The sequence below is a fragment of the Amycolatopsis camponoti genome (genome assembly GCF_902497555.1).
Lineage (GTDB): Bacteria > Actinomycetota > Actinomycetes > Mycobacteriales > Pseudonocardiaceae > Amycolatopsis > Amycolatopsis camponoti.
Map to the genome: position 1 here is coordinate 2,978,182 of NZ_CABVGP010000002.1, position 21,089 is coordinate 2,999,270.

The window sequence follows — 21,089 nt, forward strand, 5'->3', positions numbered from 1 at the left end:
CTGGATCCTCACTGGACTTGGCGGGTCTCGAGCCGGTCGCCGAACCCGGGGAGCAGACGGAGGGTGCCGAGACCGCGGTCGAACCGGACGGCCCCGGCCCGGTCGAGCTCGGTCAGCCAGCCGGTCATCGGCCAGAAACCGTGGCGACGGTGGAAAAGCCGGGCGTTGGCCACCAGTTCGCGGACGTGCCGCGGCTCGTGCCGGCTGGGTGGGTGGTACTGGTGGTAGACGGTGGCGCCGCCGACCCAGGCCAGCCGGGCGCCGCGCGCGGCGGCCCGCAGGGCGAAGTCGGTGTCTTCGGCGCCGTAGCCCGCGAACTGTTCGCAGAACCCGCCGAAGCGTCGCCAGTCGTCCCGCAGGAGCGCGAAGGACAACGACCAGAACAGCTCGAACCGCTGGTCGTCCAGCAGGATCTCGCCCTCGTCCGGCGCCGGCCTGCCTTCGTGCGGGCGAGCCAGCCGGGCGAGCTCGCGCGGCGCGGGGTACCCGCCGGGTGGGGGCGGCGGCAGGTACGCCACGGGCCCGCACAGCAGTGTCGCCGGGGGAACCCGGCTCGCCGCGGCGGCGTAGCGGGCCAGCGAGCCGGGACCGGGAACGCAGTCGACGTCGAGGAAGATCAGCAGCTCGGCCTCCCGGTCGAGAGCCGCGCGCGCCCCGGCGTTGCGGGCCGCGGCCAGGGGCAGCCCCCGGGGTCCGGGGCGGACGGTGACCAGTTCGAGGGCCGGTGCCGAGGGGCTGGGACGCAGCTGGGGGACATCGGCCATGGTGACGACGACGTGCACTTCGGCGTCGGCGGCGTCGAGAGCGTCTCGTTGCCGTTGGAGGTGGGAGTCCCGCCCGGCCGTGATGGTGACGACGGCGGTGCGCGGGCGCTTCACCGGGACCGCGCCAGGTCGCTCAGTGCGGCCGCGGCACGTTCCGCCCCGTCGCCGGGTGACCACGGCGCCCAGTCGCCGCCGCGGGCCTGCGCCTCGGCCAGCACCCCGGGCCACCGGGGCGGAGCCGGCCAGGACCGTTCGACCACTCCCAGCGAAGCGCGGACCAAGGCCTCCGCGGTGGCTTCCTGCTCGTCGAACGGCCGCGGCTGGGGGATGACGACGGCGGGCCGCCGGGCGGCGGCCACTTCGGCGAGAGCGTTCTGACCGGCGTGCGTGACCACGACACCGGCCTCGGTGAGCAGCGGCCACGGGTCGGCCACCCACCCGTGGTGGTGGAGGTTGGGCGGGTGGTCCTCGCGAGACTCCTCAGGCCGGATCGGGCCCGCGATGTCCCACTGCCATCGCGGGGTCGCCGCCGCGGCGGCGTGCAGCTGGGTCATCGACACCGCCAGACCGCCCGACCCCCACAGCACGAGCGCGCGTCGCACCGCGCCGGCCGGGGACGTGGCCCGTCCGTCGAAGCGGGAGAACGCGCCCACGTGCACGGTTTTGGCCGGCCATGCGGACGGCCAGTCCGGCGCGGGCCGCCGAGGCCACGGCGCGAGGATCGACTCGGCCAGGTCGTAGGCCGTGCGGTGGGCCCGGTCGGTCCGCCGTCCCGGCTGGGCGACGACGACCACCGGCACCCCGTGCAGGCGGCCCAGCAGCGCGATCTCGACCGACACGTCGACCACCAGCAGCCGAACCGCGTGCCGGTGCAGCTCCGCGCTCACCAGGGCCATGCGGTCGCGCAGGCCCGGGTGCCGCCGGGGCGCCCAGTGCAGCGTGCCACCGGCGGTGACGTCGTCCTGAGCGGCATCGACTCCATCGGCGTCGCCGGGCAGCGTGGTCCACCGGCCGGGCCAATCGGCGGGCGCGGGCAGGGTGGAGAGCCCGAGCACGTCCTGGCCGAGGCGTCGGGCGATGGCGGTGGCCCGTTGGAGGTGTCCGGAGCCGTGGTGGTGTACGTAGTAGGCGATCACGTCCGCAGCTCCCGGTAGATCCGCACGTACCCGTCGACCATCCGGTCCACCGAACACGTCGCCTCCGCCCGCCGGCGCGCCGCGGCGCGGTCCAGCGTCACCGCCCGCGTGAGGGCGGTGGCGAGCCCCGTCACGTCGTCGGGGGCGGCGAGGACACCGGTGTGCTCGTCGAGGATTTCGGGCAACGCACCCCGGGCGAACCCGGCGACCGGCGTGCCGCAGGCGAGTGCTTCCGCGACCACCAGTCCGTAGGGCTCCTCCCAGCGCGGGGACACCACGGCGACGCTCGCCGAACCGACCAGCCGGACCAGGTCGAGGTGGGTGAGGTGGCCCAGGTACTCGACCTCACCGCCCAGCAGCGGCTCGATCCGGTGCCGGAAGTACTCGGTGTCCGGTCGCGGCCCGGCCAGCCTGAGCCCGGTACCGGCGGCCAGCGCGGCTTCGATGGCCAGCTCGGGCCCCTTCTCCGGCACCATGCGGCCGAACCAGACGGGCGGCTCGCCCCCGGGGCCGGGAACCCACCGGTCCAGGTCGACCCCGTTGTGCACCACGGAAACCGCCGGCACCAGCGACGACCACTGCCGTGCGGTGTGGGCGCTGACGGCGGCGAAACGGGTGTGGCCGGGGGAGCGGAGCCGGATCGCCGACTCCAGCCAGGGGGTGGGCGGGGTGTGCAGCGTGGTCAGCATCGGGGTGCCCAGGGTCGGCGCCATGGCGATGGGCAGGTAGTGCAGCGAGTTGTTGTGCACCACGTCGCAGTCCGCGGCCGCGGCGAGGTCGAGCATCAGGCCGAGGTAGGCGTGGTGCTCGGCCATGAAGTAGTCGGCGGGCATGCTGACGTCGAGCCGGGCCTGCGCCGACAACCCCGGCAGCACCGGCATCGCCTTGACGCCCAGCGCCGGATCGGACCCGGTCCCGCCGAAGACCGTCACCTCGTGACCCCGTTTCCGCAGCCCGGTGGCCAGCTGCCAGGTGTGCGCCTCCAGACCGCCCGCGAACGGTTCACGGATGGGGTAGCGCGCCGAGGCGACCAGGCCGATCGACAGCACGGGGCCGGGGTGGCTCTCGCGTTCCGGCCGGTCCGCGACGGGGACGGACCGAGCACGGCCGGCCGGTCCCGTCGCCGGGTCCCGCCGGCCCCGATCCACTGTGGGTGTTGCGCGTACCACCGCCTGTGCTCCTTCTGCAGGATTTGCTCGTTCACCACTTCTTGGGCGGCCGGTGCGGGCAGGCAAGCACCCGGTGATCGACGCACACCGGCTTTCCTCCCGCTATTCGATCCGCTCGACAATTACCGGATGCGCACGACAACTCGATCGGAGTGGTTCCCCGCCGCCGGGCCGGTAAACACGGATTCCGTGGATCTTCGCGGAGCACTCTGTGGTGCGGGAACGACCAGGATGGCGGAAGTCCACCGTGGACCGGCAGCCGCGCGTCCCGCTGGTGTTTATCGGCCGGAGGAGTGGATACACACCCCGCGTGAATAGGCCGTTGATGGTTGCCTCGGTTCCGGCGGGCCATTCTTACGTACGCAATATTTCGGACGCACGGGCGACGCCGGAGTTCCGGGTGCTGCCCGATCCGCCGGTGCCCGGGGCAGCCGCCGGCGAGTGGTGGCCCCACCGGTCACTGGAACCCGCGTGGCTGCACGCCCACCACGATCGATTCGACCTGCTGCACCTGCATTTCGGCTACGAGCACCGGTCCACTTCGGAGCTGAGGGCGACCGTCGAAGCCGTGCGCGCGCAGGGGAAGCCGCTCGTGCTGACGGTCCACGATCTGCGCAACCCGCACCAGGCCGATCCCGGCCCGCACCGCGCCGCCCTGGACGTCCTGGTTCCCGCGGCCGACGCGGTGATCACCTTGACCCCCGGCGCGGCCGCCCGGATCGCCGGCGAGTGGGGACGCCGCGCGAAAGTCGTTCCGCACCCCCACGTCGTGGAACCGGCCCGCGCCCGACTTGCTTCCCGTCGTGGTGCCGATGACTCCTTCGTCGTCGGGGTGCACGCGAAGAGCATGCGCGCGAACTGCGACGCCGCGGCCGTCGCCGAACAGCTGGCCCGCACCGTCGCCACCTTGCCCGGGGCCCGGTTGCTGGTCCACGCGCACGACGACGATGGCGGCCGGCGGGCCGCCGGGGAATTGGCACGGCGAGGCGTTCCGGTCACCCTGCGGCCGCGGTTCTCCGACGCCGAGTTGTTCGACTACCTCGAAAGCCTGGACGTCTCCGTGCTCCCGCACCGGTTCGGCACCCACTCGGGGTGGCTGGAAGCCTGCTACGACCTGGGCACCACGGTTCTGGCGCCGGATTGCGGGTTCTTCGACGAGCAGGCGCCGTGCCTGCTGTACCACCGCACCGAGACCGAAGTGGACCGCCGCAGCCTGGATCGAACGCTGCGGCACGCCTACGAGCGTCGCCCGCGGTGGCACGCCGACCCGCGGCGGAGGGCGGCCGAGCGCGACGTGATCGTCGCCGCCCACCTGGCCGTCTACCGCGCGGTGACCGGGGTGGCGGCGGGCGGGCCGCGGTGAGGGTGCACACGTACGCACCCGGCCCGGCCGGCCACGGGGTGGTCCGGCACGCACGCTCGGTGGCCCGGCTGTGCGCCTCCCGCGGGGCGCGGGAGACCGACCACGAACCGGACCTTACCCACGCCCACTTCACCGACGCCTTGTTCGGGCCGACGATCGAAGAAGCGGCCCGGGACTACCGGAGCTGGGCCGCACGCGCGCGACGTCCGCTCGTGGTCACGCTGCACGACGTCCCGGACCCCGCCGGCCGCGGCCGGCGCGACGTGGCGCGGTCCGCCGGCTACGCGGCCGTCGTGGCAGCCAGCGACGCCGTCGTCGTCTCCGCCGAGCACGAAGCCCGCAAGATCACCCGGCTCACCGGTGCGGCGCCCCACCACATCGACCTTCCGCTGCCCGCGGAACCGGGCCACGGCCCGGGCGATGTCCCGGACGGCGTGACGTCGTCGCTGGTCGTGCTCGGCTACCTCTACCCCGGGAAGGGACATCGTGAGGCGATCGAGGTGGCCGAGGTGGTGGGCCGGCGCCGGCCCGGCGGTCCGCCCGGGGTGCTCGCCGCGGGCACCGCGAGCGCCGGCCACCGCGACCTGGAAGACGAGTTGCGCGAGTACGCCGAGGCCCGCCGCGTCCCGTTCGCGATCACCGGTCACCTGAGCGACTCCCGGTTCGCGGCGGTGACGCGGGCGGCAGGAGTGCCGGTGGTCCTCAACAGCGAGGTCAGCGCCAGCGGTTCGTTGTTGTCCTGGCTGTCGTGCCGGCGGCGGCCCATCACGTCGGCGGGTCCGTACAGCCGCGAGATCGGGCGCCGCTACCCCGGCCACCTCCTGCCGGCGGAGACCCGGGCCGAGGTGGCCGACCAGGTCGCCCGGGCGCTCGACGAACCGCACCTGACGCGGCTGCCGTACTACCCGCGCTGGCGTGACGTCGGCGCCGAGCACGTCGCGCTCTACCGATCGGTGCTGGCCCGGAGCCGGGTGCTCTCGTGCTGAGCGACGTCCTGGTCCCGCGCAACCGCTGGGATCTGCTGGCCGGGTATCCACGACAGGTCCCCACGGTGACCGTGATCGTGACGCACTACGAGCAGCACCACCTCCTGAGCCGCATGGCTTCGGCGCTGCGCCGCCAGACCTTGCGCCCGGCCCGGGTCGTGCTCGCCGACGACGGCTCGGCGCGCACCCCCGGCTTCGCCGTACCCGGCGTCGAAACCGTGGTGGTCAGCCAGCCGGACGAGGGTTTCCGCGCCGGAGCCGTCCGGAACCTGGCCGCCCGGCGGAGCGTGGGCGAAGTACTGGTCTTCCTCGACGCGGACACCGTGCCGGAGGCCGGGTACGTCGAGGAGATCGTCCGGCACATCGCCTTGTGTCCCGACGTGCTGGCGGTGGGACGGCGCCGGCACGCCTCCTTCGCCGGGCTGGCCCATGACCGGCAACCAGCTGCCTCGGCCGCACTGGCGGAGCCCGCCTGGTTGCGGGACGCCTACGCCGCTTCGGAAAACCTGCTGCACGCCGACGGCCGCAGCTTCCGGTTCGTGATCGGCGCGGTGCTCGCGTGCCGGCGCGACCTCTTCCACGACCTGGCCGGCTTCGACGAGCGGTTCGTCGGGTACGGCGGGGAGGACTGGGATCTCGCGTACCGGGCGTGGAACGCGGGCGCGGTGCTGGTGCACGAGCGGGCCGCCGTCGCGTGGCACGACGGGCCGGACTGGGCCGGCCGGGGCGGGGAGGCCGAGGTCATGGACCACCAGAGCGCCCGGCTGGCGGCGGTGATCCCCGAGCCGTCCACCCGGGGCGCCCCGATGCCCGGGACGATCCCCGATGTGCTCGTCGACGTGCACGCCGCCGGGCCTTTCGGCGACACCGTGCGCACCGTGCACTCGCTGCTGCGCCAGACCCACCGCGACCTGGGGATCCGGCTGTCCGCCCCGGACGAGCGCCTTCGGGAGACCTACGCGGCGGTGGTGCGCACGGAACCGTGGAGCGGAGACCAGCTCCGCCGGGCCCGGGTCCGCGTCGACGTCCACGAGCCGCTGCCGGCCGCCGCGGTCGAGCGCGCCGTGACGATGATCGCGGAGTCCGACGTCGGCCGGGTCGACCTCGTCCGCGAGGGGCGGCGGCTGGGGGTCGCGTGGTCGACCCGCGCCCTCGGACGCGCGCGCCGCTGGTCCGCGCGCTTCGAGACCGACGACGTCATCGACCGCGCCTTCGGGCGACGCCGGCTCTCCCTCGACGGGGCGGACGACCGGACCACGACGTTGGCCGGCTTCTTCGCCGGCTGGACGTGACGACGCTCAGGCCCGCGCGGCGGTCACGATGTGGTGCCGCAGATCCGGCGACATCATCGCCGGCACCCGCCGGCCGCACTCGAAGCCGTGCCGGGTGAGCAGGCGTTCGACCTCGCGCACCCGGTCGTCGACATCGTGCACTTCCACGACCAGCGCGGCGATTCGCGGCCAGTCCCGCTCGTCGATGCCGTGCAGCACTTCCAGTTCCGCGCCCTCGACGTCCACCTTGACGAGGTCGATCCGCGGTGCTTCCGGCGGCAGGACGCTCGAGAGCCGGACGACCTCGACCTCGACGAGGTCGGTGCTCAGCATCTCGTCGGCCAGTCGCGGGTCGGTCTGGGTCTCCCGCATCTCCGCCACCCAGTGCGCGGGCTTCTCCCACGGCCGGCCGGTCGAATTGGCCGACAGGTGCCGGTACGCGGTCAAGACCGCCCGGCCGTCGCGGCGCCCGAGAGCGGCTTCGACGACACGCACCGACCCGGGGGCGAGGCCGGCCAGGTTGGCCCGCAGCAGGGCGCAGGTCGCGGGAACCGGTTCCACGACGACGAGCCGGGCGTCCGGACACAGCCCGGCGACGCGCAGCGCGAACAACCCGATGTTCGCGCCCGCGTCGACGACCACCGCGTCCGGCCGCAGGGGCGGGAGATCGCGGAGGTAGTCGTCGTGGGTGAAGATCTCGTGGTAGAGGTAGTGCGCCTCGCCCGCCGCCCAGGGACCGGGCCGGGTCAGCACCTCGAGATCGTCGGCGACGCGCACGCGCGCCGGATCGGTTCCTTCGTGCCCCATGGACCCGCACCATGACCTCTCGTGTGGTTTCGGAAGACGCGTCACCTCGTGGCACTTCCCGGAGACCGGGCGGGATCGCGGCCCGTGGCCTGCCGAGCCTCGTAGCGGTCGACCGCGGCCCGGACCGCCGCACGGGCGCCGGGCGCCATCACCACACCGGGGTTTCCGATCCGCAGCAGCGGCGTCCGGTACCAGAAGGAATCGAACAGCCAGTTCACCGCGCGCACCACCGCCAGTTCGGCGCGGGTCACGGCCTGCCATCCCGGTCGAGCGAGCCGGTTGAGCAGAAGGCGTTGGTGCCGCGGCAGATTTCCGATGACGGTTTCGACGTCTTCGCGCACCTGGGGGCTGTCGATCCAGTCCCGTTTCGTCGAGTTGTCGCCGGTGCTCATGGGCGCCTCCGGCTGGCCATGGGGAAGGACATGGACTTCCCATACCCGGCCCGGCCGCGGACAAACGACGGGAGGCACAGGTGTGTTCACCGGAAAAGGGTGAAGCCGGGCACTGGGTGGTCACCGGCCGGAACGGGTTCTTCGGCCGGGGCGAGGCGGGGGTCGAGCTGGCTCCAGGCGATCAGGGCCACGAGGCCGGTCAGGCCGAACACCGCGGCCAGCCCGATGCCGGAAGCCGCCGCGCCCGCCAAGGGTGACGCCACCGTCTGGCCGGCGCCGAGCCCGAGGAACGACCACGTGACCCCGCGCGCGGGCCGGGTGGGGAGCACGCGGGTGGCCCACACGATGCACAGCCCCGTCAGCGCCATGTACGTGACGCCGAACAGCGCGCTGGAAACCAGGGCACCCGGCAGGCCGGGAGCGGGCAGCGCCAGGAGTGCGATGCCCGCCGCGGCGAGCGTCCAGGTGCCCAGGTTGGCCGTCCGCAGGCCGACGCGTTCGGCGACCCGGCCGGCCGAGCCGCCGAGCAGCCCGGCGACGCCGATCGTGAACCAGCACCAGGTCGCGGCGACCGGGCTCAGACCGGCTTCGGTGAGCCGCGAGCTGGAGAACGTCCAGTACGGCGCGCTCGTGACGCCGATGAGGACGGAGTTGAGCACCAGCGGTCCCACCGCGCGGCTCGTGCCGGAGGCGCCGCCGGCGGAACCGGTCCGGGGCAGCGTCCGCCACGCGACGAGCGTCATGGCGGCGCCGAGCACCGCGAACGTGGCCCAGATCGCCGGCCAGCCGAACACCAGCAAGGGCGTGAACGCCGAAGCCGCGAGCCCGAGCCCGGTGCCGGTGTTCGCCCAGGTCTGCGCCTGCGCGCGGAGACGCACGCCGACGGTCTCGCCGATGACCTGCGCGACACCGGGCGACACGAGCCCGGCGCTGCACCCGGCGACGAAGATCCCGGCGCCGAACACCACGACGCCCGGGGCCAGTGCCATCAGCGCCAGCCCCGCGGTGGCCGCGGCCCCGGCCAGCAGGACCGTGCCGCGCGCGGACCGCGCCGACGTCTTCGGCGACACGAGCAGGCCGAGGCCGTAGCCGGCGGTGGACAGGCCGCCGAGCACCCCGATCGCGACCGTCGTCAACCCGAACGTCTCGCTGAACCGCGGCACGAAAAGGCCGTAGGCGTAGCGCGCGAACCCGTAGCAGAGGGCGATCACCCCCGCGCCGATCGCGGCGGTGGGCCACCACCGGGCTGTCCTGTCGTCCATGACTTCCACCAAACAGACAGGTCTGTATGATGTCAAGTGATGCTAGAGTCTCCGCAGGTAGAGCGCGGACTGTTCGGTACGGAGGAGACGTGGCCAAGACACGCCCGGGAGACGCGGGGGCGAAGGTGCTCAAGGCCGCGTCGACGCTGTTCTACCGCGACGGCATCCACGCGGTGGGCGTCGACACGGTGGCGGCCGAAGCGGGCGTGACGAAGGCGGCGCTGTACGGCAACTTCGGCTCGAAGAGCGGGCTGGTCGTCGCGTACCTGCGCGAGCGTGACCGCCGGTGGCAGGGCGAGATCGACGCCGTCACGGCCGGCCACGCGGACCCCCGTGAACGGGTGCTGGCGGTCTTCGACGCGTACGAGGCGTGGCTGTCCGACGACGGCTACCGCGGGTGCGCGTTCCTCAACGCCGCCTCGGAGTTCCCCGACCCCGGGGACCCGGTCCGCGAAGTCGTCCGCCACCACAAGGCGGCCCTGCACGGCTACCTGGCGGCGCAGCTCAAGCGCCTGGGCCCGGTGACCGCGGATGCGGACGAGCTGATGCTCCTGCTCGAAGGCGCGGCCGTCCAGTCGGTGGTCTCCCAGGACGCCCGGCCGTTCCGCGTGGCGAAGCGGCTCGCGGAATCGCTGGTCGCCGCGTCCGGGCGGTGAGACCGGCCGTCAGCGGATCGCGCCGTGCGGGAGGACGGCGTGCACGCCCCACGTCTCGTTGGCGACCTGGGTGATCCGCAGGTCGACGACCGGCGAGGCGAGCGCCAGTGCGGTCGCCCGGTCCAGTCCGTGCAGCCGCTGCAGCCAGGTCACCATCGCGGCCAGCGCGTCGGCCATGGCCTCGTTGAGGTCGGTGCCGAAGCCGAAGGTGACCCGGCCTTCCGGGGTTTCGGCGTGGATGCCCGGGACCGCCGCGTCCGCCGCCAGACTGAGGGTCACCGCGGTGGTCATCGGGCACTCGATCGCCGTTCCGCCGACTTCGCCGTGGCCCTGCGCCGCGTGGCCGTCGCCCAGGTGCAGCAGCGCGCCGGGGACGGTCAGCGGCAGGAACAACGTCGACCCGGCGACGAGGTCCCGGCAGTCGAGGTTGCCGCCGCCGGCCGCCCGCGGCGGGATGGTCGGGTGCGGTCCCGGCTCGGCGGGCGGAACGCCGACGACGCCGAGGAAAGGCGCGACGGCGACGGTGTGCCCGAGGTCGCTGGTGGCGCTCTCGGGTCCGACGTCCCACGTCAGCCAGGCGCCGGGCCCGCCGGCCACCCCGAGCCTGCGGTTGAGCGCGGTGTCCTTCGTCCCCGCGGCGGTCCAGCCCCAGTCGCCGGGCGTGATCGACGTGAAGTGCACGCCCAGGACCATGCCGGGCTCGGCGCCGCGCACCGCGATCGGCCCGGTCAGGCAGTGCCCGCGCCGCTCCGGGAACATCGTGGGGCCCAGCACCCGCCGGTCCAGGTAGCCGGCGGCGTCGAGCGAGCCGACCACGACGAAGTCGCCGGGGTCGACCGTGAGCACCGGCGGAGTGGCCCGGTCGAAAACGTCCACTGTGGTCTCGCGCGTCGCGGGAAGCCGGTACTCCGTCACGAGTTTCCTTTCAGCCGAGCGCCGATCCGGCGGTCGGTACCAGCCGGATCGTGGTCGCCGGGTCGCTCGTCAGCGCCGCGACGGCGGCGGCCAGGGGAGCGCACCGGGGATCTTGGTGGACGGCGTCCAGGATACGTTCGCGGTCGGCGTCGTCTTCGAAGCGCCTGATCCAGACGACGATGTCCTCGTCGCCGGCCACGGTGAACGAGCCCACCACCCGCATTCCCCGTTCCTGGTGCAGCGGGATGACGGTCTCGTCCAGGTAGCCGGCCAGTTCGGCGCCGCGGCCCCGCCGGGCGTGCTCGGTGCGGATCTCGTAGAACATCGGGGTACTCCTCGGGTGACGGTCAAGCGTGACGGGCGGCGGCGAGCGCGTAGACGTCCGGAGAGCCTTCCCACGGCGCGGTGCGCACGACGGCCCAGTGCCCGATGAGCCACTGGCCGTCGAGCTTGCGCAGCTTCAGTTCCCAGTAGCCGCGCATCGTGCAGTGGTCGACGACGCCGGGATCGGCGGGGACGTGGTGGTAGGCGACCATGTGCGCGCGGCAGGTGATCTCGCCGCCGGAGTCGCCGGAGTCGCCGGACCGCCGCACGACGAGGTCGGTGGCGGCGTGGTGGGTGCAGTCGAAACCCTCCAGGGTCGCGCGGGCCAGCTCGACCAGGTCCGCGGCGCTCACGGTCGTCGGTGGCCGGCCGTGGTAGTGGGTCGACAGATCCAGCGTCACCTCTTCGGCGAACAACCGCCGCAGGGCGAGCCAGTCCCGGTCGTCCTGGGCGTGGGCGAGCCCGGCGACGACGTCGGCGACGGCCGCGCGGTCGCGAAGGTCCTGCAGTGCGCTCATGCTCGTGACTCCTCGGAAGGGCGGTCGATCACCGGGAGGATCAGCCGGCTGGGGTGAGCCGGCCCGTGGTGGACGTGGTTGACGGCGACCGCCACGACGTCCTCGCCGTCGGCGGCGATCGCGCCGGTGTTGGTGTTGCGGTCGTAGCGGGGAAAGCTGCTGCTCGAGACCTCGAGCCGGATGCGGTGCCCGGGCCGGAAGACGTTCGCGGTGACGCCGAGGTCGAGGGTGAGCTCGGCGTCCGTGCCCGGCGCCAGGAGTGCGGGTTCGGTGAGCGAGTCGCGGTAGCGGACGCGCTGGATGCCTTCGCAAAGCAGGATCGCCCGGCCGTCGGGGTGCACGTCGACGAGCTTGCCGGTGAAGTCAGTGTCCGGTGTGGACGAACGGATGTGCAGCACCAGCGTGATGTGGCCGGTGACCTCGACGGGGCGGTCGAGCACGGGAGTGGTGAAGCACAAGACGTCCTCGCGCGCTTCGGCCGCGGACTGGTCGGCCGGCCCGGGGTAGGTGCCCGGCGTGGCGGCGAGCACGGTGCCGCCCAGGCTGGGCACCGGATCGCGCGGGTCGTAGCGGATGGTGTCCGTCGCCTCCCCGGCCGGGGCGTCGTGGGTCAGGACGCCGTCGCCGGCGGCGGTGTTGGCCCGGCCGCCGCCGTCGAGGAAGAAGCCGGTGTAGCGGGTGTCCGGCAGCGGCCAGTCCGGCTCGTCCCGCCAGCGGTCGACGCCCATGACGAAGATCCGGACCCGGGGGGAGTCGTCGGGAGCTTCGGTGCGGCCGCGGACCCAGCGGTCGAAGAACCGCAGATGTGCTTCGGTGACACCGGCGGCCTTGATGCTGCCGGCGAGCCCGAACGACCGGTCGGGGTAGGTGCCGAGGTCGGTGCCGTCGGCGTGGGACCAGGGGCCGATGATCAGGCGCTGGCCGTCGCGCGCGGCGGTGCTGCCACCGTGGCGGCGCATCATCGTGTACGACCGCACGGTTTCGTGGACGAACACGTCGTACCACCCTCCGATGTGGAGCGCGGGAACGGTGATGCGGTCGCAGTGGTCGATCGCGGCGACCTCCCGCCAGAAGTCATCGCGGTCCGGGTGGTCGAGTACGTGACCGAGCCAGGGCAGGGAGCGGGTCGCCGCCGCGTGGGCGGTGAGCCGCGGCGACCGCGGTTCGGTGAGGGTGGACAGCAGCGCCGCGGCGTCGGCGGGATCACCGTTCCCGTCGTCGAGTCCACGACGCAGGTTGCGCAGCGCCGAGAGCGTGCCCCAGGTCAGGACCGCGTCCTGGGACAGCGCGCCGCCGGGGGAGCGCCACGGTGCCGCGTACGGGTCGGCCGAGGTCATCACCGGCGCGATCGCCCGCAGGGCCGCGACGCCGTGCGGTGCGGCCTGCCACTGGCTGAACCCCATGTACGACCCGCCCCACATGCCGACCGCGCCGTCGCACCACGGCTGCGCGGCCAGCCAGGTGAGGGTGTCGAGGCTGTCCGGGCCTTCGTGGGTGTGCGGCACGAACGTCCCGGGGGAGCGGGAGGTGCCCCGGACGTCCTGCGCCACCACGGCGTAACCCGCTTCGACGAGGGCGAACACGTCGGGGAGCTTCGGATTGCCGTACAGCCCGGCGTCGTCCTTGCCGTAGGGCGTGCGGACCAGCAACGCGGGAAACGGTCCGGGCCTCTCCGGGAGCCACACGTTGGTGGCGAGCGCGACGCCGTCGCGCATCGGCACCGGCACGTCCACCTCCACCGTGAAGCTCATGCCGTCACCGGATTCCCGGCGGCCGAGGTGAGCATCCAGTGGCTGAACGCGGCGTAGTGCCGCGCGAACTCCTGCGGCGTGGGGGCGTGCTCCACCGCCGCCGAAAGCTCGGCGACGTGGGCGTACCGGGGAATCCGGTCCGCTTCGTAGGCGGCCAGCGCCGCGGGCACGTCCCCGGCCGGGGCGAGCAGGCGGCCGAGCAGCGCGGCGTCCTCGACGCCCAGCGTCGCACCGGCGGTGATGTGCGGCGACATCGCGTGGGCCGCGTCCCCGACGAGCACGACGCGCCCGGAAGCCCAGTGCGGCAACGGCGGCACGAGCATGATCCGGTTGTGCAGGATCAGGTCCTCGGGCGTGGCGCGGATGAGCTCGGCGAGGACCCCGCCGTGCTCGCCCTCGTCGAGGTGCCGGGCCCGGGCCAGCGCCTGCTCCTTGAGGGTGCCGGTCGGCTCCTTCGCGCCGAACTGGTTCACCAGCCAGTAGACGCCGCCGTCGTAGGTGCGCACGTATCCGCCGCGGCAGCGGTCGCCGCCCAGGACGATCCGGTTCCCGGTCAGGCCGAGACCCGGATCCGGAAGCACCGCACGCCAGGCGTGGTGCCCGATGTGCTCTTGCGCCGGCTTCCCCGGCACCAGCTGCGCGCGGACCGCCGAGTGCGCGCCGTCCGCCCCGACGAGCACGTCGGCGGTTTCCTCGCTGCCGTCGGCCAACCGGACCGTGACGTGGTCCGTGTGCTCGTCGTACGCGGCGAACCCGGTGGCGAGGCGGATGTTGTCGCGGCCGACGGCGTCCGCGAGCAGGTCGGTGAGCTTCGCCCGGTGCACCAGCAGGAACCGGTGGTCCTCGACCCCGAACTCCGGGGTCTCGAGCAGCCGCCCGGCCGTGTCGTGGAAGTACATCTCACCGGGCTTGCCGATCGCGCGCACCTGTTCGCCGACGCCGAGGCCGTCGAACACGGCCAGCGCGTTGGCCCACAGCCCCAGGCCCGCCCCGGCCGCGCGGATCTCCGGCGCCCGCTCGTACACCACCACGTCGATTCCCTTGCGGCGCAAGGCGAGACCGCTCGTCAGTCCCACGATCCCGCCACCTGCCACCACAGCTCGCATCGCCGTCCTCCTTCGTCGTCTGGACTCGACGCTAGGGACGCCAGCCGGTTAACTCCAGTGCAACATTGGTACAGACTCATTCCACATGTGATAATCGGCGGGTGGACCACGACCTGAACCTCATCGAGGCGCTGGACGCGCTGCTCACCGAGAGCAGCGTGACGAAGGCGGCGGCGCGCCTGCACACCTCCGCACCGGCGATGAGCCGCACGCTCGCCCGGCTGCGGCGCGCGTTCGACGATCCGCTGCTCGTCCGGGCCGGGCGCGATCTCGTGCCGACGCCCCGGGCACTGGAGCTGCGCGGTGAGGTGCACGCGGTCGCCGCCCGCGCCCGCGCGCTGTTCACCCCGTCGACCGCCGCCGACCCGCGCACGGCGGTGCGCACGTTCGACCTGCAGGTCACCGACATGTTGTCCACGACGTTCATCCCGTCCCTCATCGACGACCTGCGCGGTCAGGCGCCGGGGATCTCCCTGCGGCTGCGGCCGGAAAACCTCGAGGACACCCCGGCGCTGCGCGAAGGCCTCGTGGACCTGGAAATCGGGACGCTGCGCCCGGGTGACCCGGAGATCCGCTCGGAAACGCTCGTCACCGAGACGCTGGTCGGCGCGATCCGGCCGGAGCACCCGCTGGCGAAGGTGAAGACCGTCACGCCGAGGAGGTTCGCCGCGGCCGACCACATCGCCGTCTCGCGCCGGGGCCGGGCGCACGGCCCGATCGACGAGCGCCTCGCCGAGCTGGGCCTGAGCCGCCGGGTGATCGCCGTGCTGCCGAGCTTCGCGGGCGCGCTCTACCTGGCCCGCGAAACCGACGTCGTCTGTGTGACTCCCCCCAGGCTGGGCCGCTCGATGCTGGACACGCTGGGACTGCGGACGTTCCCGATCCCCGTGGCGTTGCCGGACGTGGTGATCGGCATGGCCTGGCACCCGCGCAACCACCACGACCGGACGCACGCACTACTGCGCGAGCGCATCCGCCGGATCATGGCCCTCGCCGCGGCCTGACCTGATGGCGTCCGGGGTGAACGAGTCCTCCCCTCGCGTCCAAAACGTGGAAACAGCGCCGCTGAAACCGGATGATTGTCCCTATTTCGGGCCATTTCCGGCAAGAAGGCCGTGACTTGCCGCCCACATGATGGGACGGTGGAGGAATCACCGGAAAAACTCCATAAGGTCCGATCGTCACTCGATCGGCTGAACCTTGAGGTGCTGTGTCCGCCCCCTCCCTCCCGCCACTCGCGGCGCGCTCGCTGCCCGCCGCCGTCTGGCGCGCCGTCCGGTCCGGGCGGTGGACGTCGCTGTGCGCGCTGCTGGCCGTTCTCATCGTGCTCCTCGCCGCCGGAGCCGACCTCTTCGTGCTCGTGGAGGGGCAGAGCCTCACCCCGGACATCCACACGCTGGGCCCGGCCGGCCTGCCCGCGGGAACGCTCGGCGGGGTGAGCGGCGCGCACTGGTTCGGCGTCGAGCCGCTGACCGGTGTCGACCTCTTCGCGCTCGTCGCCCAGGGCGCCCGGACGTCCCTGCTGGTCGGGCTCGGTGCCACCGTGCTGGCCACCGCGCTCGGCGTCGTGATCGGCGTCAGCGCCGGCTACCTCGGCGGCTGGTGGGACCGGGTGGTCACCTGGACCGCCGACGTCATCCTCGGGTTCCCCTACCTGATCTTCATGATCGCGCTCGGCGCGGTCCTGCCGGTGGACTTCCCGCGGCAGGTCACGCTGATCGTCGTCCTCGGGCTCTTCGGCTGGCCGCGCGTCGCCCGCATCGTGCGGGCGCAGGCCCTGACGCTGGCCAAGCGCGACTTCGTCGCCGCCGCCCGGGTCATCGGCGGTGGCCCCTGGCACGTCTTCACCAAGGAGCTGCTGCCGAACCTGTGGGCGCCGATCATCGTCGTGGCCAGCCTGTCCATCCCGTCCATGATCGGCAGCGAGGCCGCGCTGTCGTTCCTGGGTGTCGGCGTCCTGCCGCCGACACCCAGCTGGGGCCGCACGATCAGCGCGGCCATCGACTTCTTCGAGACGGACCCGATGTACCTGGTCTTCCCCGGGGCGTTGCTGTTCCTGGTCACCCTGGCCTTCAACGTCGTCGGCGACGCGATCCGCGACGCGCTCGACCCGCGGTCCGGGGGTGCCGCCTGATGCGCACCGCCCGCTTCGTCGGCACCCGCTTCGCCGGGATGCTGCTGGTCCTGCTCGTGGTCGCCTTCGTGACGTTCGTGGTCTTCTACGTCCTGCCCGCCGACCCGGCGCGGATGGCCTGCGGCCGCCCGTGCTCGCCGGAGAGCCTCGCGCTGGCGCGGGAGTTCATGGGCTACGACGTGCCGTGGTACCAGCAGTTCTTCGACTTCCTCGGCGGGATCTTCGGCGGCCGCACGTTCGGTACCGGCACGGCCGCGATCCACTGCGCCGCACCGTGTTTCGGCTACGACTTCCAGAACAACGTCGACGTGCTGAGCGAAATCGGCGACCGCGTCGGCGTCAGCTTCTCGGTCGCGCTGGGCGCGGCCGCGATCTGGATCGTCGCCGGCGTCGGGCTCGGCGTGCTCTCCGCGCTGCGCCGCGGCACGGCCGTCGACCGGATCACCATGGCCGCCGCGATGGCCGGGGTGTCCATGCCCGCGTACCTGGCCGGGATGATCGGGATCACGATCTTCGCGTTCGCCCTCGACGTCGTCCCGAAGAACGGGTACGTGCCGCTGACCGAGGATCCCGCGCAGTGGGCCTGGCACCTGGTGCTGCCGTGGTTCGTCCTGGCGTTCCTGCACGCGGCGATCTACGCGCGGCTCACCCGCGGCCAGATGCTGGAAACCCTCGGCGAGGACTACATCCGCACCGCGCGGGCCAAGGGCCTCACCGAGCGGAAGGTGGTGGGGCGCCACGCCTTGCGCAACGTCCTGCTGCCGGTGATCACCGTGTTCGGCGTCGATCTCGGCGGCCTGCTGGCCGGCACGGTGATCACCGAGCGGATCTTCGGCATGGCCGGGGTGGGCCGGCTGCTCGTCGACGCGATCGCGTCGCTCAACCTGCCGGTGCTGCTGGGCGTGACGCTGTTCTCGGCGCTGCTGGTCACGCTGCTCAACTTCCTGGTCGATCTCTGCTACGGCGCGCTCGATCCGCGTGCGCGCCTCGTCTGAAGGGGAAACGATGAAACAGCTGCGGTTCGCCGCGGGGGTGCTGGCCGCCGTCACGCTGCTGACGGCGTGCGGGGCCAACGACACACCGGCCGGGTCGGGCGGTGCCGTCAAGCCGGGCGGGAACCTCGTCCTGCTCAACGACGCGCCGTCGATCACCTGGGACCCGGCGAAGAGCTCGAACCTCGTCGTCACCACCCTGGGCCTGATCCACCGGCGGCTGACGTCGTGGGACGTCGCGCCGGGCAAGGACACCACGATCGTGCCCGACCTGGCCACCGACACCGGGAAGCCCACCGACGGCGGCAAGACGTGGACGTTCACGCTCAAGGACAACCTCAAGTACGCCGACGGCACGCCGATCACGAGCGCGGACGTGAAGTGGGGCCTGGAGCGCTCGTTCGCGCCCGCGTTCTCCGGCGGCCTGGCCTACCACAAGGACCTCCTCTCGCCGGGCCTGGCGTACAAGGGCCCGTTCGACGGCGGCAAGGAGCTGGACACGATCCAGACGCCCGACCCCCAGACGATCGTCTTCCACCTCGCCCGCGCCTACGGTGACTTCAACTGGGTCGCCAGCACCCCGGCGTTCTCGCCGGTGCCCAAGGGCAAGGGCGCCGAGGCGAACTACAACGACCACCCGGTCGCGTCCGGCCCGTACCAGCTGCAGAGCTACGAGCGGGGCAAGTCGGCGAAGCTCGTGCGCAACCCCAACTGGAGCCGGGACGAGGACAAGACGCGCCTCGCCAACCCGGACACCATCGAGTTCCAGCTCGGCCAGGACACGAGCGTCATCTCCAAGCGCCTGGTCGACGACAGCGGTGCCGACCGCACCGCGTTCGGCATGTCGTTCGCCTCGCCCGCCCAGCTGGCGCAGATCCAGGGCAACGCCTCGGCGAAGTCGCGGCTGGTGACGTCGGAATCCGGGGCGCTGGCCTACCTTTCGCTGAACACCCAGCGCGGGAACCTGACCAACCCCAAGGTGCGCCAGGCCTTCCAGTACGCCGTCGACAAGGCCGCGTTCCAGGTGGCCAGCGCGGGCAGCGCCCAGCTGGCCGGTGACGTCGCCACCACGCTGATCACGCCCGGCCTGCAGGGCCGCGAGCAGTACGACCTGTACCCGGCGCCGCCCTCCGGTGACGTCGCGAAGGCCAAGCAGCTGCTGGCCGAGGCGGGCTTCCCGAACGGGCTCGACGGCCTGGTCCTGGCCACCCACAACGAGCGGGGCTTCCCGGAGAAGGCGGCGGCGATCCAGGCCTCGCTGGCCCGGGCGAACATCAAGGTCACGATCAAGCCGCTCGACGAGGACACCTACACGTCCGAAGTGGACACCAAGGGCCTCTCGGACTACGACCTGACGCTCACCTCGTGGCAGCCCGACATCCCGTCGGCCAACGCGAACATCCAGCCGCTGTTCCAGTCCACCGAGATCGGCAACGGGGGGTACAACGAGTCCCGCTACAGCAGCCCCGAGGTCGACAGGCTGATCGGGGAGGCACAGGCCACTGTGGACCCGGCCGAGGCGGGCAGGAAGTGGGCGGCGCTGGACAAGAAGATCCTCGCCGACTCGCCGGTCGTGCCGCTGATCTACACGCGCAACTCGTTCCTGCACGGGTCGCAGGTCGGTGACGTCCAGATCGGGCGGTTCCCCGCCTACGTCGACTACCGCAAGCTGGGGATCGTCCAGTGACCGGAGCCGGGCTCCTGCGGCTGCACGACGTGACGGTCTCGTTCGGGGACGTCGAAGCCGTCCGCGGGGTCGGCTACGAGGTCCGCGCGGGCGAAGTCGTCGCGGTGGTCGGGGAGTCCGGCTCCGGCAAGACGGTCACCGCGATGTCCCTGCTCGGCCTGCTCCCGCCCACGGCGAAGGTGTCCGGACGCGCGGAGCTGGCCGGGCGGGACCTCTACGCGATGACCCCGGCCGAGCTGCGGGCGGTCCGCGGCGGCGACGTCGGCATGGTGTTCCAGGAGCCGATGAGCGCGCTGAACCCCGTGTTCACCATCGGCGACCAGCTCGTCGAGACCATCCGCACGCACCGGACGCTCGCGGCCGCCGCCGCCCGGGAACGGGCGATCGAACTGCTCGGCCTGGTCGGGCTGCCGGACCCGCGTGAGCGGTTCCGGTCCTACCCGCACGAGCTGTCCGGCGGGCAGCTGCAGCGCGTGGTGATCGCGATGGCGGTCGCGAACGAGCCGAAGCTGCTGATCGCCGACGAGCCGACCACCGCACTGGACGTCACTGTGCAGGCGGAGATCCTCGAGCTGCTGCGGGACCTGCGGGCGCGGCTGGGCACGGCGATCCTGCTGATCACGCACGACATGGGCGTGGTCGCCGACCTCGCCGACCGCGTGGTGGTGATGCACGACGGCCGCGTCGTCGAGCAGAACGACGTCCGGTCCGTGTTCGCCGCACCCGCCGAGGACTACACGCGCCGGCTGCTCGGTTCGGTGGTCTCGCTGAGCGCGGCCGCCACGACCGGGCTGGAACGGGCGCTCGCCGCCGACGTCGAGGTGTCGCCGGGGCACGTGGCCGCGCTGGCGCACCCGGCGACCGGCTCGGTACCGGACGTCCCGGCGGAGGCGCCGCTGTTGCGGGTCGAGAACCTTTCGGTCACCTACCGCGGCCGGTTCCGGGCGCACGCCGTCCACGCCGCGGACGGCGTGAGCCTGCACGTCGAGCCGGGGGAGATCCTCGGCCTCGTCGGGGAGTCCGGGTCCGGCAAGAGCACCGTGGCCCGGGCGGTCACCGGCTTGCTCGCCCCCACGGCGGGGTCGGTGCACATCGGCGACGCGGACATCACGCGCGTGCGCGGGCGGGCGGCGAAGGCACTTCGGCGGCGCATCGGTGTCGTGTTCCAGGACCCGTTGTCCTCGCTCAACCCGCGCACGACGGTGGGGGAGAGCGTCGCGACCCCGCTGCGGCTGCACCGGGCGGTCCGGCCGTCCGAAGTGGACAGCCGGGTCGGCGGGCTCCTGGAGTCGGTGCAGCTGTCGCCGTCACTGGGGGGCCGGTACCCGCACGAGCTGTCGGGCGGCCAGCGCCAGCGGGCCTGCATCGCCCGGGCGCTGGCCCTGCGCCCGGACTTGCTCGTCGCCGACGAGCCGACGAGCGCGCTCGACGTCACCATCCAGGCCCGGATCCTCGACCTGCTGCGCGAGCTGCAGCGGGAGTTCGGGTTCGCGTGCTTGTTCATCAGCCACGACCTCGCGGTGGTCGAGCAGCTCGCCGGCCGGGTCGCGGTGATGCACCGCGGCCACGTGGTCGAGCAAGGCCCGGCGAAGGAGGTGCTGACCGCCCCGGCCCACCCGTACACCCGCCGCCTGCTGTCGGCGGCACCGGTCGCGGACCCCGACGCCCAGCGCCGGCGCCGCGAAGCCTGGCGGCAGCTGCGCTGAGCGCGGCCCTGGTCGTCTCGCGCGAGGTCGTGCGTTCGTGGGGGTAGCGCCCGGCGGCGGCGTCCCGGAAGTCTCACCGCCAACGCGTACCTTCCGGCGCCTCGTGCCGAGCCGAGGTCCAGGATCTGGAACCCCGCGACGCCTCGTTGA

General features: G+C 73.0%; 20 protein-coding genes. 9 read left to right on the forward strand and 11 right to left on the reverse strand.

Annotation, left to right across the window (positions count from 1 at the left end):
* Positions 1–8 precede the first annotated feature (8 nt).
* From AA23TX_RS34370 to AA23TX_RS34380, 3 genes are read right to left on the reverse strand one after another with little or no spacing between them, the layout of a single operon-like run.
* A complete protein-coding gene (locus tag AA23TX_RS34370) occupies positions 9–878 on the reverse strand; it encodes a glycosyltransferase family 2 protein (protein ID WP_155546858.1) in 870 nt (289 codons plus the stop codon).
* Positions 875–1,900 (reverse strand): glycosyltransferase, encoded by a 1,026-nt coding sequence (locus AA23TX_RS34375; protein WP_155546859.1) that lies wholly within the window; start codon positions 1,898–1,900, stop codon positions 875–877. The genes AA23TX_RS34370 and AA23TX_RS34375 overlap by 4 nt, the downstream gene beginning before the upstream one ends.
* Entirely contained in the window at positions 1,897–3,069 is a 1,173-nt protein-coding gene (locus AA23TX_RS34380) for a glycosyltransferase (RefSeq protein ID WP_230862886.1), read from the reverse strand. Before AA23TX_RS34380 ends, AA23TX_RS34375 begins: the two co-directional genes overlap by 4 nt.
* 400 nt (positions 3,070–3,469) lie before the next feature.
* On the opposite strand from AA23TX_RS34380, the gene AA23TX_RS34385 reads away from it, so the two are divergent.
* The 3 genes from AA23TX_RS34385 to AA23TX_RS34395 are packed head-to-tail and all read left to right on the forward strand — an operon-like array spanning position 3,470 to position 6,710.
* Positions 3,470–4,432 carry a glycosyltransferase family protein gene (locus AA23TX_RS34385; RefSeq protein WP_230862887.1) on the forward strand — a complete coding sequence of 321 codons (963 nt, stop codon included), beginning with the start codon at positions 3,470–3,472 and terminating at the stop codon, positions 4,430–4,432.
* Positions 4,429–5,418, forward strand: coding sequence for a glycosyltransferase family protein (locus AA23TX_RS34390; RefSeq protein WP_155546862.1), 990 nt, complete (start codon positions 4,429–4,431; stop codon positions 5,416–5,418). Before AA23TX_RS34385 ends, AA23TX_RS34390 begins: the two co-directional genes overlap by 4 nt.
* Positions 5,412–6,710, forward strand: coding sequence for a glycosyltransferase (locus tag AA23TX_RS34395; protein ID WP_155546863.1), 1,299 nt, complete (start codon positions 5,412–5,414; stop codon positions 6,708–6,710). The genes AA23TX_RS34390 and AA23TX_RS34395 overlap by 7 nt, the downstream gene beginning before the upstream one ends.
* A gap of 6 nt (positions 6,711–6,716) precedes the next feature.
* Here AA23TX_RS34395 and AA23TX_RS49775 read toward each other — a convergent pair whose 3' ends face one another.
* The 3 genes from AA23TX_RS49775 to AA23TX_RS34405 form a co-directional block, all read right to left on the reverse strand.
* Positions 6,717–7,496 carry an FkbM family methyltransferase gene (locus AA23TX_RS49775; RefSeq protein ID WP_196425661.1) on the reverse strand — a complete coding sequence of 260 codons (780 nt, stop codon included), beginning with the start codon at positions 7,494–7,496 and terminating at the stop codon, positions 6,717–6,719.
* Between the two features lie 41 nt (positions 7,497–7,537).
* Positions 7,538–7,888, reverse strand: a complete 351-nt coding sequence (locus tag AA23TX_RS49780) for a hypothetical protein (RefSeq protein WP_196425662.1) — start codon at positions 7,886–7,888, stop codon at positions 7,538–7,540.
* A gap of 86 nt (positions 7,889–7,974) precedes the next feature.
* On the reverse strand, positions 7,975–9,150 hold the full coding sequence (locus tag AA23TX_RS34405; protein ID WP_155546865.1) for an MFS transporter: 1,176 nt from the start codon (positions 9,148–9,150) through the stop codon (positions 7,975–7,977).
* Between the two features lie 89 nt (positions 9,151–9,239).
* On the opposite strand from AA23TX_RS34405, the gene AA23TX_RS34410 reads away from it, so the two are divergent.
* Positions 9,240–9,806: a TetR/AcrR family transcriptional regulator gene (locus AA23TX_RS34410; protein ID WP_155546866.1), complete on the forward strand. Its 567-nt coding sequence runs from the start codon at positions 9,240–9,242 to the stop codon at positions 9,804–9,806.
* Positions 9,807–9,815: 9 nt separating this feature from the next.
* On the opposite strand, the gene AA23TX_RS34415 is transcribed toward AA23TX_RS34410, so the two are convergent.
* From AA23TX_RS34415 to AA23TX_RS34435, 5 genes are read right to left on the reverse strand one after another with little or no spacing between them, the layout of a single operon-like run.
* Positions 9,816–10,721, reverse strand: coding sequence for an acetamidase/formamidase family protein (locus tag AA23TX_RS34415; RefSeq protein ID WP_155546867.1), 906 nt, complete (start codon positions 10,719–10,721; stop codon positions 9,816–9,818).
* A 10-nt stretch (positions 10,722–10,731) separates the two neighbouring features.
* On the reverse strand, positions 10,732–11,046 hold the full coding sequence (locus AA23TX_RS34420) for an NIPSNAP family protein (RefSeq protein WP_155546868.1): 315 nt from the start codon (positions 11,044–11,046) through the stop codon (positions 10,732–10,734).
* Positions 11,047–11,068: 22 nt separating this feature from the next.
* Positions 11,069–11,563 carry a nuclear transport factor 2 family protein gene (locus AA23TX_RS34425; protein ID WP_155546869.1) on the reverse strand — a complete coding sequence of 165 codons (495 nt, stop codon included), beginning with the start codon at positions 11,561–11,563 and terminating at the stop codon, positions 11,069–11,071.
* Positions 11,560–13,314, reverse strand: a complete 1,755-nt coding sequence (locus tag AA23TX_RS34430; RefSeq protein ID WP_155546870.1) for a CocE/NonD family hydrolase — start codon at positions 13,312–13,314, stop codon at positions 11,560–11,562. The genes AA23TX_RS34425 and AA23TX_RS34430 overlap by 4 nt, the downstream gene beginning before the upstream one ends.
* Positions 13,311–14,420 carry an FAD-dependent monooxygenase gene (locus tag AA23TX_RS34435; protein WP_155546871.1) on the reverse strand — a complete coding sequence of 370 codons (1,110 nt, stop codon included), beginning with the start codon at positions 14,418–14,420 and terminating at the stop codon, positions 13,311–13,313. Before AA23TX_RS34435 ends, AA23TX_RS34430 begins: the two co-directional genes overlap by 4 nt.
* Positions 14,421–14,521: 101 nt before the next feature.
* On the opposite strand from AA23TX_RS34435, the gene AA23TX_RS34440 reads away from it, so the two are divergent.
* The 5 genes from AA23TX_RS34440 to AA23TX_RS34460 all read left to right on the forward strand — a co-directional run bounded on the left by AA23TX_RS34440 (position 14,522) and on the right by AA23TX_RS34460 (position 20,939).
* Positions 14,522–15,424, forward strand: coding sequence for a LysR family transcriptional regulator (locus tag AA23TX_RS34440; RefSeq protein WP_155546872.1), 903 nt, complete (start codon positions 14,522–14,524; stop codon positions 15,422–15,424).
* A 206-nt stretch (positions 15,425–15,630) separates the two neighbouring features.
* The gene (locus AA23TX_RS34445) at positions 15,631–16,554 is read left to right on the forward strand and encodes an ABC transporter permease (RefSeq protein ID WP_155546873.1); all 924 of its coding nucleotides are present in this window, start codon (positions 15,631–15,633) and stop codon (positions 16,552–16,554) included.
* Positions 16,554–17,549, forward strand: coding sequence for an ABC transporter permease (locus tag AA23TX_RS34450; RefSeq protein WP_155546874.1), 996 nt, complete (start codon positions 16,554–16,556; stop codon positions 17,547–17,549). The genes AA23TX_RS34445 and AA23TX_RS34450 overlap by 1 nt, the downstream gene beginning before the upstream one ends.
* A 10-nt stretch (positions 17,550–17,559) precedes the next feature.
* The gene (locus AA23TX_RS34455; protein WP_155546875.1) at positions 17,560–19,233 is read left to right on the forward strand and encodes an ABC transporter substrate-binding protein; all 1,674 of its coding nucleotides are present in this window, start codon (positions 17,560–17,562) and stop codon (positions 19,231–19,233) included.
* Entirely contained in the window at positions 19,230–20,939 is a 1,710-nt protein-coding gene (locus AA23TX_RS34460; RefSeq protein ID WP_155546876.1) for an ABC transporter ATP-binding protein, read from the forward strand. Before AA23TX_RS34455 ends, AA23TX_RS34460 begins: the two co-directional genes overlap by 4 nt.
* Positions 20,940–21,089: the final 150 nt, after the last annotated feature.